The 16,977-nt window shown below is 40.9% G+C and carries 8 protein-coding genes; all 8 read right to left on the reverse strand.

What is annotated here, in order from left to right:
- Positions 1-90: 90 nt before the first annotated feature.
- The gene (locus ACZ9EE_RS06285) at positions 91-1,602 is read right to left on the reverse strand and encodes a pectinesterase family protein (RefSeq protein WP_476025805.1); all 1,512 of its coding nucleotides are present in this window, start codon (positions 1,600-1,602) and stop codon (positions 91-93) included.
- Positions 1,603-1,885: 283 nt separating this feature from the next.
- Positions 1,886-4,828 (reverse strand): fibronectin type III domain-containing protein, encoded by a 2,943-nt coding sequence (locus ACZ9EE_RS06290; protein ID WP_476025806.1) that lies wholly within the window; start codon positions 4,826-4,828, stop codon positions 1,886-1,888.
- A 465-nt stretch (positions 4,829-5,293) separates the two neighbouring features.
- Positions 5,294-7,897, reverse strand: coding sequence for an OmpL47-type beta-barrel domain-containing protein (locus ACZ9EE_RS06295; RefSeq protein WP_476025807.1), 2,604 nt, complete (start codon positions 7,895-7,897; stop codon positions 5,294-5,296).
- A gap of 209 nt (positions 7,898-8,106) precedes the next feature.
- A complete protein-coding gene (locus tag ACZ9EE_RS06300) occupies positions 8,107-8,241 on the reverse strand; it encodes a hypothetical protein (RefSeq protein ID WP_476025808.1) in 135 nt (44 codons plus the stop codon).
- 19 nt (positions 8,242-8,260) lie between these two features.
- Positions 8,261-13,087, reverse strand: a complete 4,827-nt coding sequence (locus tag ACZ9EE_RS06305; protein ID WP_476025809.1) for a pectinesterase family protein — start codon at positions 13,085-13,087, stop codon at positions 8,261-8,263.
- Between the two features lie 153 nt (positions 13,088-13,240).
- Positions 13,241-14,392: a pectinesterase family protein gene (locus tag ACZ9EE_RS06310; protein WP_476025810.1), complete on the reverse strand. Its 1,152-nt coding sequence runs from the start codon at positions 14,390-14,392 to the stop codon at positions 13,241-13,243.
- A gap of 34 nt (positions 14,393-14,426) precedes the next feature.
- Positions 14,427-15,509, reverse strand: coding sequence for an alpha/beta hydrolase (locus tag ACZ9EE_RS06315; protein WP_476025811.1), 1,083 nt, complete (start codon positions 15,507-15,509; stop codon positions 14,427-14,429).
- 19 nt (positions 15,510-15,528) lie between these two features.
- A complete protein-coding gene (locus ACZ9EE_RS06320) occupies positions 15,529-16,794 on the reverse strand; it encodes an SGNH/GDSL hydrolase family protein (RefSeq protein WP_476025812.1) in 1,266 nt (421 codons plus the stop codon).
- Positions 16,795-16,977 lie beyond the last annotated feature (183 nt).

Consider the following 16,977-nt stretch of genomic DNA (forward strand, 5'->3'; position numbering starts at 1 on the left):
GAAGTTACACAGATTTCATTTTTGCTATTTTAATAGAATTTTTTCTTTTAGCTTTTTTCTCATCATACTCCTCCTCATATTCCTATTTTTTTACAAGTTACCTTTAGGATTCCAGCCTTTCAGGACATTTTCAATCGTGTACTGCTTGGCTTCTTCGTCAGACAGCTGCCTGCGATCTTGATTGATTACCGCTCCTGGGCCATCATTTTGGTATTCATAAAATCTCGCGTCTTTGTATGAAAAACCTGACATATCAGTCCAGCCTTGCGCTATGATATGTGGTCCGAGATAACTATTCATAAAAACTACACTTCCGATGGCATTAGGGTCTCCACTAGGATGCCAAGGCCGCCCCAAATAAACGGTACCTGCCGGAGCATTGCTTAACAGCTTCGAATCAAGAAATAAGAATCCATACGGCTCCGTGATCAACGTACTGGCAGCGGTTACAAACCCGTTACTCGTTGACGAGCCGCGGTCAAGAGAAAAAATGTCACATTTTTCAAAGACGGCACTTGAGCGGCCAAAGATGAAATCAACATCACCCTCGATATAAGATTGGTAGAAATATTGTGTTCCGCCATTTACATACAATGTATCCTGATTCCCAATAAACCGGGAATTTTTGAAGATTTGGCGTTCTCCTCTTGCATAAACAGCTACAGCCTGCTTATTACTAACATTCACACTTTGCTCATCAAATGAATTTTCAAAGGTAAGGTTTTCAGCGGTAAAATCATCTCCATAAACGTAGACGCTGGCACTGCCGGTTGTTCCATATGTTCCTCCGCCTGGCTTCTCCTTACCTGAGTAGTTATCATAAGTAATGACGGTCCCGGAAACGCTTTCACCTTTAAGGTGAATAAAAGGCTTATCCTTAGGAATGGTAACAAGCTCCTTATACACACCATTTTCGATAAAAACTTCCACTTTTTCGGCATTATTCGCAGGAATCGCATCAATTGCACCCTGGACGGTAGTATAATCTGCTAGGCCATCCTTGGATACGGTCAATAAATTGGGTATTTCATTCAACTTTGGTGTAATATCTTTGATCTTTCTGTGGTCTTCGATTTTTAAAGTATTTCCATTGATATCTGTGGAGTCTTCATTTACGACTGAGGCTACCATTTTGTCTTCCAAGTTGATGGATTCTGAATTGATGGGGGTGGCAGATTCAAAGAAGATGACCGTATGACCATCCTTATTTTCAGCAATTGCTGCTCTTTTTACATCAAGATGTTCTCCATTTTTTAAAAAAGAGATGTCATGAAGGTTTATTGATTCTAGCTTTCTGTCAAACGTTACTGCAATCAGGTTATCGCCTATGAAATCTACCTCTTTCATTTTTACTTTATTACCTGGCGGATAAATGTCGGGAGATTCTGTTTCCATCTCTCCCCCTGTAATGCCTAACATTTTTAACTTTTTCATATGAAGTCCGCTAATTAATTGAGACGTATCGACAACTGTAATCTCGGTTGCAGAAGCAGCCACGGAGGTTTCCGTATAGTTTGGTGATCCCACAGCTGACTCAGCAAAACTGAAATCTGGATGAAAACCACTTAGTATTGTTACTAATGTCACTGAAGAGAGCATCATTTTTTTGTTTCCCTTTTTAAAAACGACCAATTCTATTACCTGCCTTTCGTAAAGTCTAAGTGTTATTATGCAAGTGCAATATTTTTTTGAGAATACAAAATCTTTAGAAAACCGTTTTATATTTTTAACTGTTTTAGAAATTAGTAAAATAGTTTTGGTTGTAACAACTTGATTAATAGTCATATTTACTTATTCTTTTTTATAAAGACTTAAACTTGTGATATCGTCATTAAAAACAGGGGGGATTTTAAAATCCCACCCTGTTTCTTCTATTATTCTATTCTTACTTTGATTTGGCCTGTTCGCTAATAGCCTTCCCGGGTATTAAATGAACGGTTTCGCTTGGTCCAAATCCACTCCAGCGATATCCTATAACTTTATCAAGACCGTTTGGAATAACATCAGATAGTCTTTCTCTTTTTGAATATTTGATTCCCTGTCCTACAGCTTCCACTTTAAAGGTATACAGTTTACCTTGTTTAAGGCCAGTAACCGTATAATGTGTTTCAGCGGTTGTCATTTCCGCATTAATTGGTGTAAATACAGCCCCATCAGGCTTAATGGCTTTTCCGTTTACATACACACGGTATCCGATGATCTTTTGGTTAATGGCGGCTGCCTTGTTCCAAGAAAGGGATACACTTGTACCATCCATCCCAATCTGAGCTTTTAGCCCGCTTGTAAAAGATGGAGCCCCTATAGCATACGGATCAGCTGTTTCGAGATTCAAAGGGGAGCCGTATTTTGTTTTATTGCCTGCAAGATCGACTGCCTCCACTTCTACTACATATTTGGTACCTGGCTGAAGTTCGGTTAACGTATAGTTGCTGGATTCAGCAAAGCCATGGAATTCTCCATTTGCGTACACATTATAGCCGGCAATACCGGTATCATCACTTGCTGATTCCCAGTCAAGCGACGCCCAAGTGAATCCAGGGTATACAACTTCTACTTCTTTGCCGCTGAACGTTTCATTTGCAGGTATGGTCGTGGTTGGTTCTTTAATCTTAGTATCACCTGGAAGTATTGGTGCCGTTACATCTGCTTCTCCCTTTGTCGTTATTTTCTTTTCAGGACCATCAGAAGTACGATTACCCATTGCATCCGTCGCTTCCACTTTGAATGTGTACTCTTTGCCAGGTGTTAAACCGTTAACGGTAAAGCTTGTGTTTTTGGTTGTTGTGTATCCTGTGTCCATTTTCTTTCCATCCTTATAAATGGTATACCCTGAAACTCCAACATTGTCAGAAGCTCCGTTCCATGTTAAGGTAACACTCTTTCCATCCTCTGACGATACAGCTTGTGCAGCGGCATTTTCTGACCATTGAGGTTTTTGTGCTGCATCATCAGGAGCTCCTGTTGTATTTTCAAAAACAAGTCCTGTAGAATTGGTAATTCTCCATGGGTTTCCACCATTATCTTTGACGTTTGTAAACGAAACATTTTTAAATTTGAAATCTTTGGCGTAATCCAGATTAGCGGAAAATACATGATCAAATTTAACATTTTCAAAGGTAATATTTTCGTGATAGACTTCCCCTACATCGTTATTTCCTTTTACCAGGATGGCTTGTTTCTTACTGCCCCCTTGATTGCGAACAGTGGTATTCTCAATCCGGATGTCCTTAAATTGAGAAATTTGCTGTGCCGGCTCATAAAGAATCGCGGCATTAGCATCTTCATAAGAAGAAGTGAATACAAACGGTCCATCCCCATCAATTCCTTCTAACGCATTATCCCTGAAAAGGATAGCCCTTGCTCCTCCGCCCATTGGTGTGTTCGTTTTGGCACGCAGTCCCACGTCTGTTTTATACATAATATTATCTTCCACTAAAAAGTTCTCAAACCAGCTGCCCGTATGGCTTCCAGTCACAACCCCGCCGTGGCCTTCGCGAATATAGTTATTGAAAATCCAAGCCTCTCCGGTAGGTTCTTCATCTGCAGCTGCCTGCCCCATACCTGCAGCAAAGTTAATCGCGTCATCTCCGGTATCCACAAAGTTATTGAAAACCATGATATGTTGCGAATCACCAAACTCAAACCCGTCAGCATTGTTGGCATCATATGTTTTGGCTGTTGTACCATTTACCACAATGTTTTTACTATGAAGGTTAACAATCCCGTGAAAGGAAGGATTAAGCTGCGTAATTCCTTCATAATACATTCCGTCCACTCCGCGTACTGTAATTAGATTAGAGCGGGTAGAATAGGCAGACTTTGCATTCATACCGTCTACCTGAGCTGCATATGTTTGAGCTGCTGCCAATATCCCATATGTTGAATCAGAAGCTGGATCTAATGGACTCATATGTCCATCTTGAACGGTTACATTACCTGTCACTTTTGTGTTACTGCCTGATAATAGGCGTGGAAGCTCATTTCCTGCTTCATCAATGGTGGGAGAATTAGGATCCATCTTCCATCCATTCCCATCAATTGTTCCTTTTCCTACGATACGAATATTCTTAAGGCTGCCGTAATCATAGGTATGGGCATTGATGAGAGAATAAGAACGTTCGTCTGTTGAATAGTCGTATACCCAGAAATTCCGGCTGTAATCTTCTGCATCTGGAGAACCTAGTAAATACCCATCAACCTGAAGCGTCATATCCGATTTAAGCCATATTTCTCCAGAAATAAATTTACCCTCTGGAATTAACACTTTCGCTCCAGGTGTAGCCGCATCAATGGCTGCCTGAATGGCTTTTGTATCCTTTGTGTCATCATTTGGTGTGGCACCAAAATCCACAATATTAAAAATCTCTGGTATAGCTGTTGTTTTTCCGGTAATTTTGTTAGATGGAGCCGATTCGATACCATCTGCATTTACGGAGGTTACATAGAATTCATAAGATTTATTTGGTTTAAGATTTTCAACGGTAAAATTATGAATAAGAATATCAACGTGGAAATTATCTTTATCAATATTTTTATAGAAATTATCTATATAAGCTTTTGCTGGGCCACCGTTATCCTTTAACGCACTCCCAATTTTCTTCCCATTCATATAGACATTAAAATCCACAATATCACGATAGTTCTCCGGCTTATCCCACACAAGGGTTATGCTGTCTTCATCATAAGCCAAGTTTGGAATCTGTAAGTTTACTGGCGATGCCGGTGCATTTGGAGCTGATAGGTTTTCAGCCAGCGCTGTTGCACCAAGTTGGCTGAATACTAGTAATGCTGCAAATATGATAGAGATACTGATTTTCAGACTCTTCAACTATGTTTCCACCTTTCTTATGTTTTTTTTGAACTTCCTCCCTTCTTGATATCCCATTATAGATGAGAACGCTTTCTTAGATAATATAATATTTTTAGATTTTTACATAAAATCTTTATGTATTTTTAGGTCATAGCATATTGGAAGCGCATCGAAAGTACTATCTCATTGGTAGTTACAATCCAATAATGAACACAGAAAGAACCCTCGAAGAAATCATGAATGAAGTTGGTTATCTAAATCATGGATTTTTTTATAGAATTTTCAGGAACGTTTTGGTTACTCACCTAAAGAATATCGGAGGGTGATTCAGGGGAATAAAGAATAGGAAATTATAACAGAAAAATAAGGTAAAGTTACAATAAATCATCCTGAAAAGGGCTGACTCTTAAAAAGTCGTTTTAAACGACCTTATGGGTCAGCCTCAGAAAAATATTCTGTTCAGCAAAACCTTTAAATAATGATTTATTTATTGGATAGCAAGTATTCGGCATCTCGGATGAGATAATCTGCATATTGTACAGAAATATGCTTGCCACTTTGAGCCTGAACTTCATTTAAAAATGCAGCCAAATTCTCCGCGTCCAGCTTGCTATCCAAACTATTAGCTGTGCCGTTACTATCTATCCATCCGGCTTCAGTAAAGATTGTAATCAATTCTTTTACGGATTGGATGCTTGTAGAAGTTTTGAACGTAACAACTTGATTTACCTTATTCCCAGCCAAATCGTATGCTGTTACGGTATACTCGTGCTGACCAAGCGGCAGATTATAAAGAGGAATTGTCTTCCCATCTTCTACGGTGTTTCCATCCAATGTTATTGTTGTTTTTGTTGTGTCAATGCCGGCCAAATTGTCTTTAAGCTCTATGACCGGATTCATATCCGCGGAATCGTTGTAACTATCACGCGCAACGCCACTCATATTGATAGTAGGAGCAGTGGCATCTAGATTAATAGAAACGTTTTGCTTGTTTTCCATATTTCCGGCATGATCCAATGAACGATAGCTAACATCATATTTTCCATCCTTATGAATTGTGATCGGTTCAGTGTATGTTTTCCAAGTGTTTCCATGATCCAAGCTATACTCCGTTTTAGCGGCACCCGATAGTTTGTCAGAAACGTTAAGACTCAACTTTACATCATGTATATACCACCCGTTCAGACCGTCCGGTTGTGCTGGGGTAACAGCTGCCGTAGTAACAGATGCCGTCTTATCAATCAGAACATGTTGATTATGAGCCTTTTCAATATTTCCTGCTTGATCAATAGAATAGAAGGATACTATATGATCCCCCTCGGAATCTATTGTAAAGGATGTTCCATTCACATAATCAGAGCCATCGATTGAATAGAAGGTTTCGGCAACACCACTCTCGTTATCGGAAGCGTCCAGTTTCACAGTTACGTCGTCTTTCGACCAATCTGTTGGAGCATTGGAGGTTGTGACTGGTACGGTATGATCAGCAGGTGCTGTTGTATCAGCTGATGTCACTTCAATACCGTCAACTACCAGTTTAATATCACTAAAGGTTATATCCGCATTACGTGCTACAAACATACCTACGTAAACATAATTTGGATCGATGCTTGTAAGTTTAAAATCAAACCCTCCAGTGATAGCTGCTTCATTTCCAAATTTAGTTGAATAGCCGTCTGAATTGCTTGTAATAGAAAGATTTACGGTGTCTCCTACAGATATTGGGTTAGCAGCTGTTCCACCTTGGGTAAGTACTCCACTCTTTCTTGCGAAACTATTCCAAAATCCTCCTGTCGCTGCCTTAGTGAGCTTTAAAGGTGCTGCTGCAACATAATCACCCATAGTAGTGTTTAGATAAGTATCGATATGCATTTCATCTCTGGCCATCAAACCAAAGGATACTTGATCATTCAAACTAAAGCCATTAATTTTCGCTTTAGCTGTTAGAGTAAATGTGCTGTTTGCAGGTACTTTATAGTAATACATGGCAAATCCATCGGTCCCACTGGCTATTTTCCCTTTATTATTTGCTACGGCGATATGCATATTTCCATCATTATCTGTTTCAAGGGTTTGATTTGCAGTGCTTGGATCACCGCCAACGTCACCAAATACTGTACCTTTCCAAATACCAGAATCTCTCCATAAAGTACTTTGCGGCAATTCACCGGTATACTCCGCTTCATGGTAGTTAGGATTTGAAACTAGTGTATCTGCTTTCGTCGGTGCTGCAGCATTGATCACATGTTCTGCAAGTCCGCTTACACCTAAATCTTTCATTGCCTTTGTTAGCAGGTATGCATTATACCTTCCGCCCCAGATATTGGTATGTGTATTATCCACACTTGCTGGTTTTGAAGAGGTCCAGGCATGGAGATACAGAGTTTCACTTGGACCCAGTTCGTCATATAGAGCTTTCGTTAAATTAGTCATATCAACTACCGGTATATTTAGCGCAATTCCCAAATCCCTTATGGCTTGCGGATAATCTCCGCCTGGAAACTCTCCGACAGTGTCTGTAATATGTAGATTGGAATTGCTCCAAACACCTGAATCCGTTCTTCTGACAATAGGAGTACAGAGGATTACTTGAGTTCCCGCCGCCTGAGCCGGTTTAATATAATTTTCATACAAGGAATTCGCAAATGATCCTTGATCTAAATAAGTTCCATTCGGATTTGTATATCTTTCCTGCTCTAGTTTTTCATCATTATGGCCAAACCCGATTAATAAATAATCCCCGCTCTTCATACCGCTGAGCAGCGTCTGATACTCAGGATCAGTTGTATAGCTTTTTGAACTTCTTCCCGACAAGGCAAGATTTTTTATGGTGAAGGAGCCATCGAGATAATTTCCAATTTGAGTGCCCCATCCATATCTTGGATAATAGTAATTATCCGTAAAAGAGCTTACGGTCGAATCCCCAACAATCCAAATGGTTGGAGTACCAGCAGTAGTTTTGGGTGATATTGTCTGGTCGTTAGATGTGTCACTGGCAAATGCAACAACAGCATTGTTAAATGCTAACGCCAAAAGCATGATGAAAGTCAGTAATGCACTAATCGGTTTCTTTGACTTAATTTTCATTGTTTAACCCCTCTCAACATTGAAGCTTATCACCCTTATATGAATAAATTAAATTACTCCAACGCATGGCTCTCTAAAGAAATACACGATTGAAGCGATTGTTAAAAATGACTGCATTCTTTCTTTCTTTCTTTCGCATATGTCAGCTCCCCCTTCATAAAAAAGGGGGAGCAAAATATGTCTGTTGAGCTAAACCTTTCATAAATGACTTATTTATTGGACAACAAGTATTCAGCATCTCGGATGAGACAATCTGCATATTGTACAGAAATATGCTTGCCACTTTGTGCCTGAACTTCATTTAAAAATGCAGCCAAATTCTCCGCTTCCAGCTTGCTATTCAAACTATTAGCTGTGCCGTTACTATCTATCCATCCGGCTTCCGTAAAGATTTGTAATCAATTCCTTTACGGATTGGATGCTTGTAGAAGTTTTGAACCTAACAACTTGATTTACCTTATTCCCAGCCAAATCGTATGCTGTTACGCTATACTCGTGCTGACCAAGCGGCAGAGTATACAGAGGAATTGTCTTCCCATTTTCTACGGTTTTTCCATCCAATGCTATTGTCGTTTTTGTTGTGTCAATTCCAGCCAAATTGTCTTTAAGCTCTATGACCGGATTGATATTCTCGAAATCGTTGTAACTATCATTCGAAACGCCACTCATATCGATAGTAGGTGCATTGGCATCTAGATTAATAGAAATGCTTTGCTTCTTTTCCATATTTCCGGCATGATCCAATGAACGATAGCTAACATCATATTTTCCATCTTTATTGATTGCGAACGGCTCAGTGTATGTTTTCCAAGTGTTCCCACCGTCCAAGCTATACTCCGTTTTGGCCGCACCCGATCGTTTGTCAGAAACGTTAAGACTCAACTTTACATCATATATATACCACCCGTTCAGACCGTCCGGTTGAGTTGGGGTGACAGCAGCCGTTGTAACAGGTGCCGTCTTATCAATCAGAACATGTTGATTATGAGCCTCTTCAATATTTCCTGCTTGATCAATAGAATAGATGGATACTATATGATCTCCCTCGGAACTTATTGTAAAGGATGTTCCATTCACATAATCAGACCCATCAATTGAATAGAAAGTTTCGGCGACATCACTCTCGTTATCGGAAGCGTCCAGTTTCACGGTTACGTCGCCTTTCGACCAATCTGTTGGAGCATTGGAGGTTGTGACTGGAGCGGTATGGTCCACAGGTGCTGCAGAAAGACGATCTATAACATCCTGCGTCTCACCCGTCCAATAATTATTTAGCTGACTTGTATAAACACCGCTTGCATCTGGGGTATATACATTTACTTTACTGTGTGCGTCCACTTCAAATTGTACGCTGTTCTTATTGTCTATACCGCCTACTCTTACTGGTGGAATAACATAGTTAGAGATGTTATATCCAAGGCCCCGTATTTCATTGGCAAGTAAACCGCCGTTATAAAAACCTCCAATTTTATTATTGTGAGTTGAATCTGCAGGATTCATGATTGCCTTTGCTAAAGGAGAGCTTCCATTACTTGCTGCAGGGTCATTCTTGTATGCTTTTTCAAAGGAATCTTTTGTTAAATCAAACAGATTAATCACTTTAACGCCCTGCTCCGTACCTAGCTGTTCAACGGCTCTTACATAAGCGTTATTGGAAGTTGTAATCGTTCCTGTTGTGGTATCCGTTGCATCATGATGAGGTTTTATGGTACCATCCGGATTAAAATATTGTCTTGAAACAGGAGTAACTAAAATAGGGGTTGCGCCTGCCTTTTTGGCTACATCAATATACTGCTGCAGATACCACTTAAAGGTACCGCTTGTATATGGATAATACTCTGCTCCGTACTGTGAAAGACTTGCCGGAGTTGCCTCTTTAACACCCGGAATGGAAGGATAAATACCATTTGCATCGGGTTCTCCCATGGAAACAAATCTGTCTAAGAGATATCCTGATTGATTTGATTCATCATTATGTCCAAACTGAACCAGTAAATAGTCACCAGCTTTAATGGTAGAAGCAATTTTATCAAGACTTCCCTCATTTATAAAACTTCTTGAGCTTCTGCCTCCGTTTGCATAGTTAACAACATTCACCTTATCCGAATTGAAAAAGCTCTGTAAATATTCTCCCCAGCCACCTGTATCTGAAGTTGGGCCGTATGTCTTAACCGTCGAGTCACCTGCTATATAAATATTTACACGCTGACCATCCGGAATTTCATTTCCTCCACCGCCGGATGTACCAACTCTCACCGGGTTGTCAAGCTTACTAGACATCGGAGTTCCCTTCAAAGGCGTAACAACAGCCTTGATATAATAGCCTGCATCGGCACTTGTCATTTTGTAAGTTTTTGAAATATACGCTGTTGTTGCATTGATCAATGTTTCAGTTCCATCCGGACTCACTCTGTACCACTGGATTAACGAACTGTCGTTTAGGTTATCATTTTTATTATCAAATTCATAACCTAGCCTAATGGTATTTCCGATGTAAGGCATATTGATGTCATCATCTGTTGTAAAGAAAGGAGCAATCTTAAATGTTGGAGCTGTATCACTGTCAGCTATAAAAGATGATGGTGTCCAACCTCCAAAATAATTGGCAACATTAATTGCGGCAGTTTGTGCCTCTGTTAAAACGGGTGCTCTTCTTTGGGATGTATCTACTGCTGAATGATTATACGTTGTATGGTATTCTGCAAAACGCGCATTTTCAGGTTGGCCACTCATATCCGTCCAGCCTTTGGGGTCTATGATAGAATCGCTCTGAAGCTTGGTATTTAAAAAGGTTACCCTTGCTCCTGCTCCCCAGGGTCTTCCGAAGAAACCTGAAGCCTGCATATTTTTACTGCCGGCTGTTACAGTACTGTTCCTAAATAGGTATCCATAGGATGCTGTATCCCTGGCTGCTGTTATATAACCACCTACAGCCTTATCACTGTAACCGGCGAAATTCAATGTAGCATTATCAAATACTGCATTTCCATCACCAAATATATAGTCCGTGTTACCCTCTATAAAAGAGTTTTTAAAATAACTGCTATTCGTACCGCTGCTACCGGTGTAAAGTGTGTCTTGGCTTCCAAGGAAACTACAATTAACAAACTCTGCTCGGTTTCCCTCGATAATCATAGCTGCAGCTCTTTCTGTCGCTGCTTTTGAAGTTACATCTGTAAAAGACTTTCTGTCTACATTTATTGGGCTTGCGGTTGGTATATTGGCAAGCTCTACACCATCTGCTAATTCCTCATCTGTCATGTATTTGTTGAAGGAATTTTCAAATACGATGTTTTGAGCTTTAAAGTCTGTTGCCGTACTAGTGAGATAGACAGTGCCTCCCCATTTACTGGCAATATTCTTGGAATACTTATCAAATGCATTTTCTGCATGATAGAAGCCGTCAGACCCCATGCTGTAATATTTATATCCAATACCGTAATACCAAGTAATTTTAACCTGTGTACTTGGATCGCTGGTTGGATTTGGATTAGAATTTACAAGTGTAATAAATGGAGTTTTTATTACAAGCTGTGACCTGTATACACCCGGCGCAATATGAATTGTTATTCTATGAGCTTCATCTGTTGGATTCATTCGGGCTGCTGTATCAAGAGCATCCTTAACAGTACTAAAATTATTGGTCTTCGAGCTGTCGCCAACATACAAATCTGGAACCCAAGCAAGAGGCTCTGGTGCAGTGTTGTTAACAAACAAAATATCCTTTGTGGTATCCTGCCCATTAATAACTACGTGAGAACTCGTGCTATAATTCTCGGAACAAACAGCTGTAACGTTATACGCACCATCTCTGAGGCTTACTTTGTACCCGCCATTTGAAACGGTCCCGGCATAAATGTATCCATCATCAACATTTGTAAATGTAATACTTGAAATTTTAGCTGTTGAGAATAATCCCTGGAATAAACCTGTTGCAGTGTGTACCGCTTTTTTAGCAACTGTAATATCCTGAACGGTGTCAGCGCTCACATTTATATAACCGCCATCCACAATTTCGTAATCGTTGACACCCGAAATAACGGCTGTATACGGTATGCCATCCTGAACATCAGCTTTAAATGTCTTATCATTTGTATTAACGTTAGCTGTAACCGGTGAGGCAAGGCTTCCCGCTGGAGGAGTAAATTTAATTTGTAATTTACTTACATCATAACCGCTGTCAAAGCCCTTAATATTGCCACTTATGTTGACAAGCTTGTTTGCTACAACATCAAAACTAGCACTTTTTCCCGCCAAAATATCGGAAGTCGATGTGCTTACGACCTTGGTTTCATCGGAAATTCTGTAACTGGCTATATTCTTTAAAGTGACTATAAAATCATAGCCCGTTGCCAGAACGGCATCAAAGGTATTGTCTGTCTTAACATTTACAGTTGTAGTATCGCCTGTTTTCTGATTCGTAAAATTTAGTGCATACCCTGCGGAAATATCACTGCCATTTAAATTCACAGATCCACTTAACTTAACTCCAGGAGTCCTCATCACTCTTTGGAAATAAGGTTTTCCACCTTTATCAGCTGAAACATAAATTTGATATGATCCGGAATATTGTGCTGTGAATTCAACCTTCTGTGCAGATGTAGTATAAGCGGCTGTACTATCCTGAACTTGTGTAGCATCCGGTTTTACGGTTACTGTTGTCCCGCTTACACTTACTGCTGCATGAACCAAGTGAATGGTTTCATCTCCATTGCTCGTTCCACCATAAACCGTAATTTTATCCCCGGCTACAACATTATCAAGGGTCAAAAACCTCCTCCCGGCACCACCCGTACCATTAGCGTAATAAACTCCGTTTGCATTATAACCGTCATCATAACTATACTTTTGAGTTCCCCAGAAACCAGAGGAATTAAGACCTACCGTAGAACCATCTGGCTCATAATAATATGACCTATCCGTTGTACTCGGATTGGCTAAGGTTAAATCCCCAAATGCAGTGGTTACAAACGTACCGGATTTTATTGTAGTTTTACTGTCAAGAACATCCGTTGTAATAATGTTGTTGTATAAATCTCCTGAAGTTTGGATTCCTCCAAAATCCCATATGTCAATTTTCCGGTCGTTGGATGTATCACTGGCAAATGCAACAACGTTGTTAAGTGCCGAGGTGAAAAGCATTATGAAAGTGAGTAAGGTGCTAATCGCTTTCCTTGACTTAATTTTCATTCTTGAACCCCTCTCAACTATTGAAGCTTCTTAGATAACTAGATTACTAATCATTAATAAAGTAAATTGTCTTACTCCTACGCATGTGTCAGTTCCCCGGTTAATTCATTTTGCGTCCTAGCTCATCTAGTGTTTTTTGTGCTAAATAAAAATTTATTCAGTTCTTGGCATCCATTTACCGAAGTATGCTTGTGGTGTATAGTTTATTGCTTGTTCATCAGTCAGTACGGTAACTTGCGGGTCAATATTTTGTGCGCCTGGGCCGTAGTTTTTGTATACAGAATAGCGAGCGTCTTGCCATCTAAAATAGGGGCTTGACCAGTCATGCCATTGTTGTGCGTTGATTGCTGCAGGCAATTCGGTATTACGGAAAGTTGTTTGGGCCACAGGGTTGATTGTTCCTGTATGTCTCCATGGGCGACCAAGATAAACGCTTCCTGCAGGCAAACTAGGATCGGCTTCAACTTTGCTGTTTGTAATCAAAAATCCGTGTTCCCGGGTCATTTCAGTATCAGCTGCTGTTATATAGCTTTTCGCCTTAACGTTAATCGTACAACGATCGAATACTGCAGTGGCAGAACCGAAAATGAAGTCGGTTGTACCCTCAATGTAATCGTCAACATAGTACTGTCTAGCTTTAAGTGATGGTTGTGGAACTCCCGGAGGGTTCACCGCTCTCTCTTTTATTGGAGACCATGACGGAACAGGATCACTGTACGAACTCGCGAACAGGGTGTCCTGTGTGCTGATGAACCGGTCATTTTGATATATGACTTGGTCTGAAACCGTCTTTACGGCAACTGCCTGTTTGTTCTTTAATGTCGTAGTTTTTGGGTCAAAGTCATTCTGGATTGTAATGTTCCGTGCTTGGAAATTGTCACCTGCAACAGTTAGAGTTGCACTGCCATCCGTATCATAAATGAGTCCGTTTGGCTGCAAAGTGTCATGTGCATGGTTTTCAACGATGACAACATCTTTCGGATCACCAGTGGAACCAACAAAGGAAATATTCGGTTTACTAGATGGAACCAAAACGGCACCACGGTACACACCAGGTTTAATCAAAATGGTGACGCGAGATCGTCCGTCCGGCTGTACAGCATTGACAGCATCCTGAACATTGGTAAAGTCACCTGTTCCATCCTTGGCGACAACCAATACCTTTCCTTCGACATGATTAACATCTGGTCCAATTGGATAAGCTGATCCTGTTGTTGCAGGAGCAGCAAAAACAGATGGAATGGCTAACGTTTGGGCCAGTATAATGGTACCCACAAAAGGGGCTAATTTTTTTCCGATTTTCATTTCCTATTCTCTCCCTCAAGTTTATATAAACATCTTATTGATTTCGCAAATCTTTTATTGAATCCTGAACAGTAGGTATGATGTCTTCGGCTGACAAGTTTGGAATATATCCTTTAGCAGCTAACCATTCATCTGCAAGAACAGTCCATAATTCCAGTGCACCACTCGCAGAACGTATGCCGAACCCGTGACCGCCTGTACGGAACTCATGCATTTCGGTATCGACTTGCGCTTGTTTTAGTGCGTTATAAAATGCAGTTGTAGCCTGAGTTGGCGCGGAAGTATCGTTACTAGCCTGCGCGATAAAGGTTGGAGGCGTATTAGCATTCACATGCAATTCGCTAGAAAACTGATCAATCAAATCCTGGCTTGGAGTACTGCCAAGTAACTTTTGCCTGGACGATACATTCGTGATTCCATTCTGCATAGAGGCAACAGGATAGCCGAGAATCATGAAATCCGGTCTTGCACTTAGCTGGTCAGCACTGTCCACAGGACTGTAAACTTGAGCCGAATATTTTTCACCCAATGTGGTTGCCAAATGCCCGCCAGCGGAAAAGCCTGCTATACCGACTTTAGTTGGATCAATGCCCCATTGGTCTGCATTTCCCCTAATAATTCTTATCGCCCTTTGGGCATCTTCGAGCGGTACATTATATCCATTAAGCCATCCTTCAGCTGGCAATCGATATTTCAGTACAAAAGCGGTGACACCGACTGAGTTAAGCCACTGTGCAACATCATATCCTTCTTTGTCGAAGGTTAAATGGTCATATGCACCACCTGGCATAACCAAAACAGCTGCTCCATTTGATTTTCCTTTGCTCGGGAAAAACGGGATGATACTTGGATTTAGAACACCGGTGATCGCGCGATCGTGGATTTGCGGGTCCTTGCTTCTTTCCGTAATTTTCTGCTTCAATTGTACACCATTATACCCAGGCGCATCCCCTGACCAAAGCCGGATTTCAGTTTGCGAAATTTCACTGTCCGGATACTTGTCCTTAATATTCGTGTCTGCTTTTGCCTGATTAGACGAGTAAAAAGCAGTTGCAGTTACCAGCAAAGCACTTGCCAGTGTAAGTGCGGTTTTTTTAAACCCCTTTAAGCCTGCCACTTGGACTCCTCCCTTTTTATTATTTCAACATCTTTAAATTGATGGCGTTAGCCATTGCTTGGTAACCAGCGTCATTCGGATGCAAAGAATCTCCTGAGTTATATTGAGGAAGGAAATATTCCGACTTAGCAGGATCCTGAGTCGCTTTGGCAAAATCAACAACACCATCAAATACACCGCTTGTACGAATCCAATTGTTTACAGCTTCCCGTGTTTGTTCAGCCTGCCGATTGTCGTACTTGGAACCTCCGATTGGAGTTAACGTTCCACCGAAAATACGCAATCCTTTTGCATGCACCCGATCAATAATTTGTTTCATTCCAGCTTCGACGGATTGAGGATCATAGTTTCCATGACCGATATCGTTAATTCCTAATAACATAATGACATCCTGTACCCCATCCTGGCTCAATACATCACGGTCTAACCGGTCAAGCGCCCTTTGATTGGCTCCGTAAATAGGGGAAGCATCCTGCCAAATTCGGTTGGCATTAATACCTTCGTCTAGTACAGACATGTTTAGAGTAGAATCTGGTTCAGTAATCCGGTTTGCCAAATAATCCGCCCATCTGTGGTTGGCATCAACAGTTGAATTGACACCATCTGTGATAGAATCTCCGAATGCGACGATCGATCCTTTGACGGATGGGTTGCTTAAAATCGATACGCCGTCTACCCAATACCAAGCACTCGTTGTCGTCGTTGAAGCGCTTGCAGTAATATCAGATGTATGGTCTCCTGTTGTGGAAAAAATATAGTTCGTCGACCGTGCTAACGGATGATATGTAACAGGTCCTGTTCCGTTCGGCATATAAATACTTATGGCAAGATCGTTGTCGGTGGTTACCTCAAATGGAAGAGGATCACTCCATACCTCCTGACCAGGCTGTACTATGACTGACGCTTGTCCACCATTAAATGTAACTTGGGTGTCTGAACCTGCTACGATGTCAGCCCCATTATCCTGTTGTGCCACATCGACCTTACCGAATGTTACCGGTTGGGTTCCAAATGTGTTCGACAGTCGAATTCGAATCTTTTCCCCTATTAAATGAGGGTGAACAATCATACGGATCGTCTGGTTGGTAAAGCCGGCTTTGGCCAGTCCGGAACCGTTAGAAGCTTGCGGGCTAGCAGCCCAAGCACCTACCCAATGAAATGGTCCCATTGGAAGTGAAGCTGGCAATACTGAAGCATTTGCTTTTCCTGTGGCGGCAAAAAACAAACCTGAAATCGCTGCCACTGATAATGCAGTGTGGATTCTTTTACGAAAAGATCGTTTCATTCTTACTCCCCCTTTGAAGAAGAAATATTTAGAGTTTTCTTGATTTTATAACACCGTCTCTTTCGAAAAATAACAACGTTATACTGCGCTCTAAGTTAGCGGGTTTTCAAAGCTTTTGAAAACATTTTATCCATAATATATTGGGGGGGAGCCCTCAGTAGAAATTATCTACTCTTGGGTCAA

Source organism: Bacillus sp. URHA0034, from assembly GCF_056280405.1.

Bases quoted from the DNA above. Each gene is read 5' to 3' on its own strand.
- ACZ9EE_RS06305 (WP_476025809.1), bottom strand. From the start codon at position 13,087: ATGAAAATTAAGTCAAGGAAAGCGATTAGCACCTTACTCACTTTCATA.
- ACZ9EE_RS06295 (WP_476025807.1), bottom strand. From the start codon at position 7,897: ATGAAAATTAAGTCAAAGAAACCGATTAGTGCATTACTGACTTTCATC.
- ACZ9EE_RS06320 (WP_476025812.1), bottom strand. From the start codon at position 16,794: ATGAAACGATCTTTTCGTAAAAGAATCCACACTGCATTATCAGTGGCA.
- ACZ9EE_RS06310 (WP_476025810.1), bottom strand. From the start codon at position 14,392: ATGAAAATCGGAAAAAAATTAGCCCCTTTTGTGGGTACCATTATACTG.
- ACZ9EE_RS06285 (WP_476025805.1), bottom strand. From the start codon at position 1,602: ATGATGCTCTCTTCAGTGACATTAGTAACAATACTAAGTGGTTTTCAT.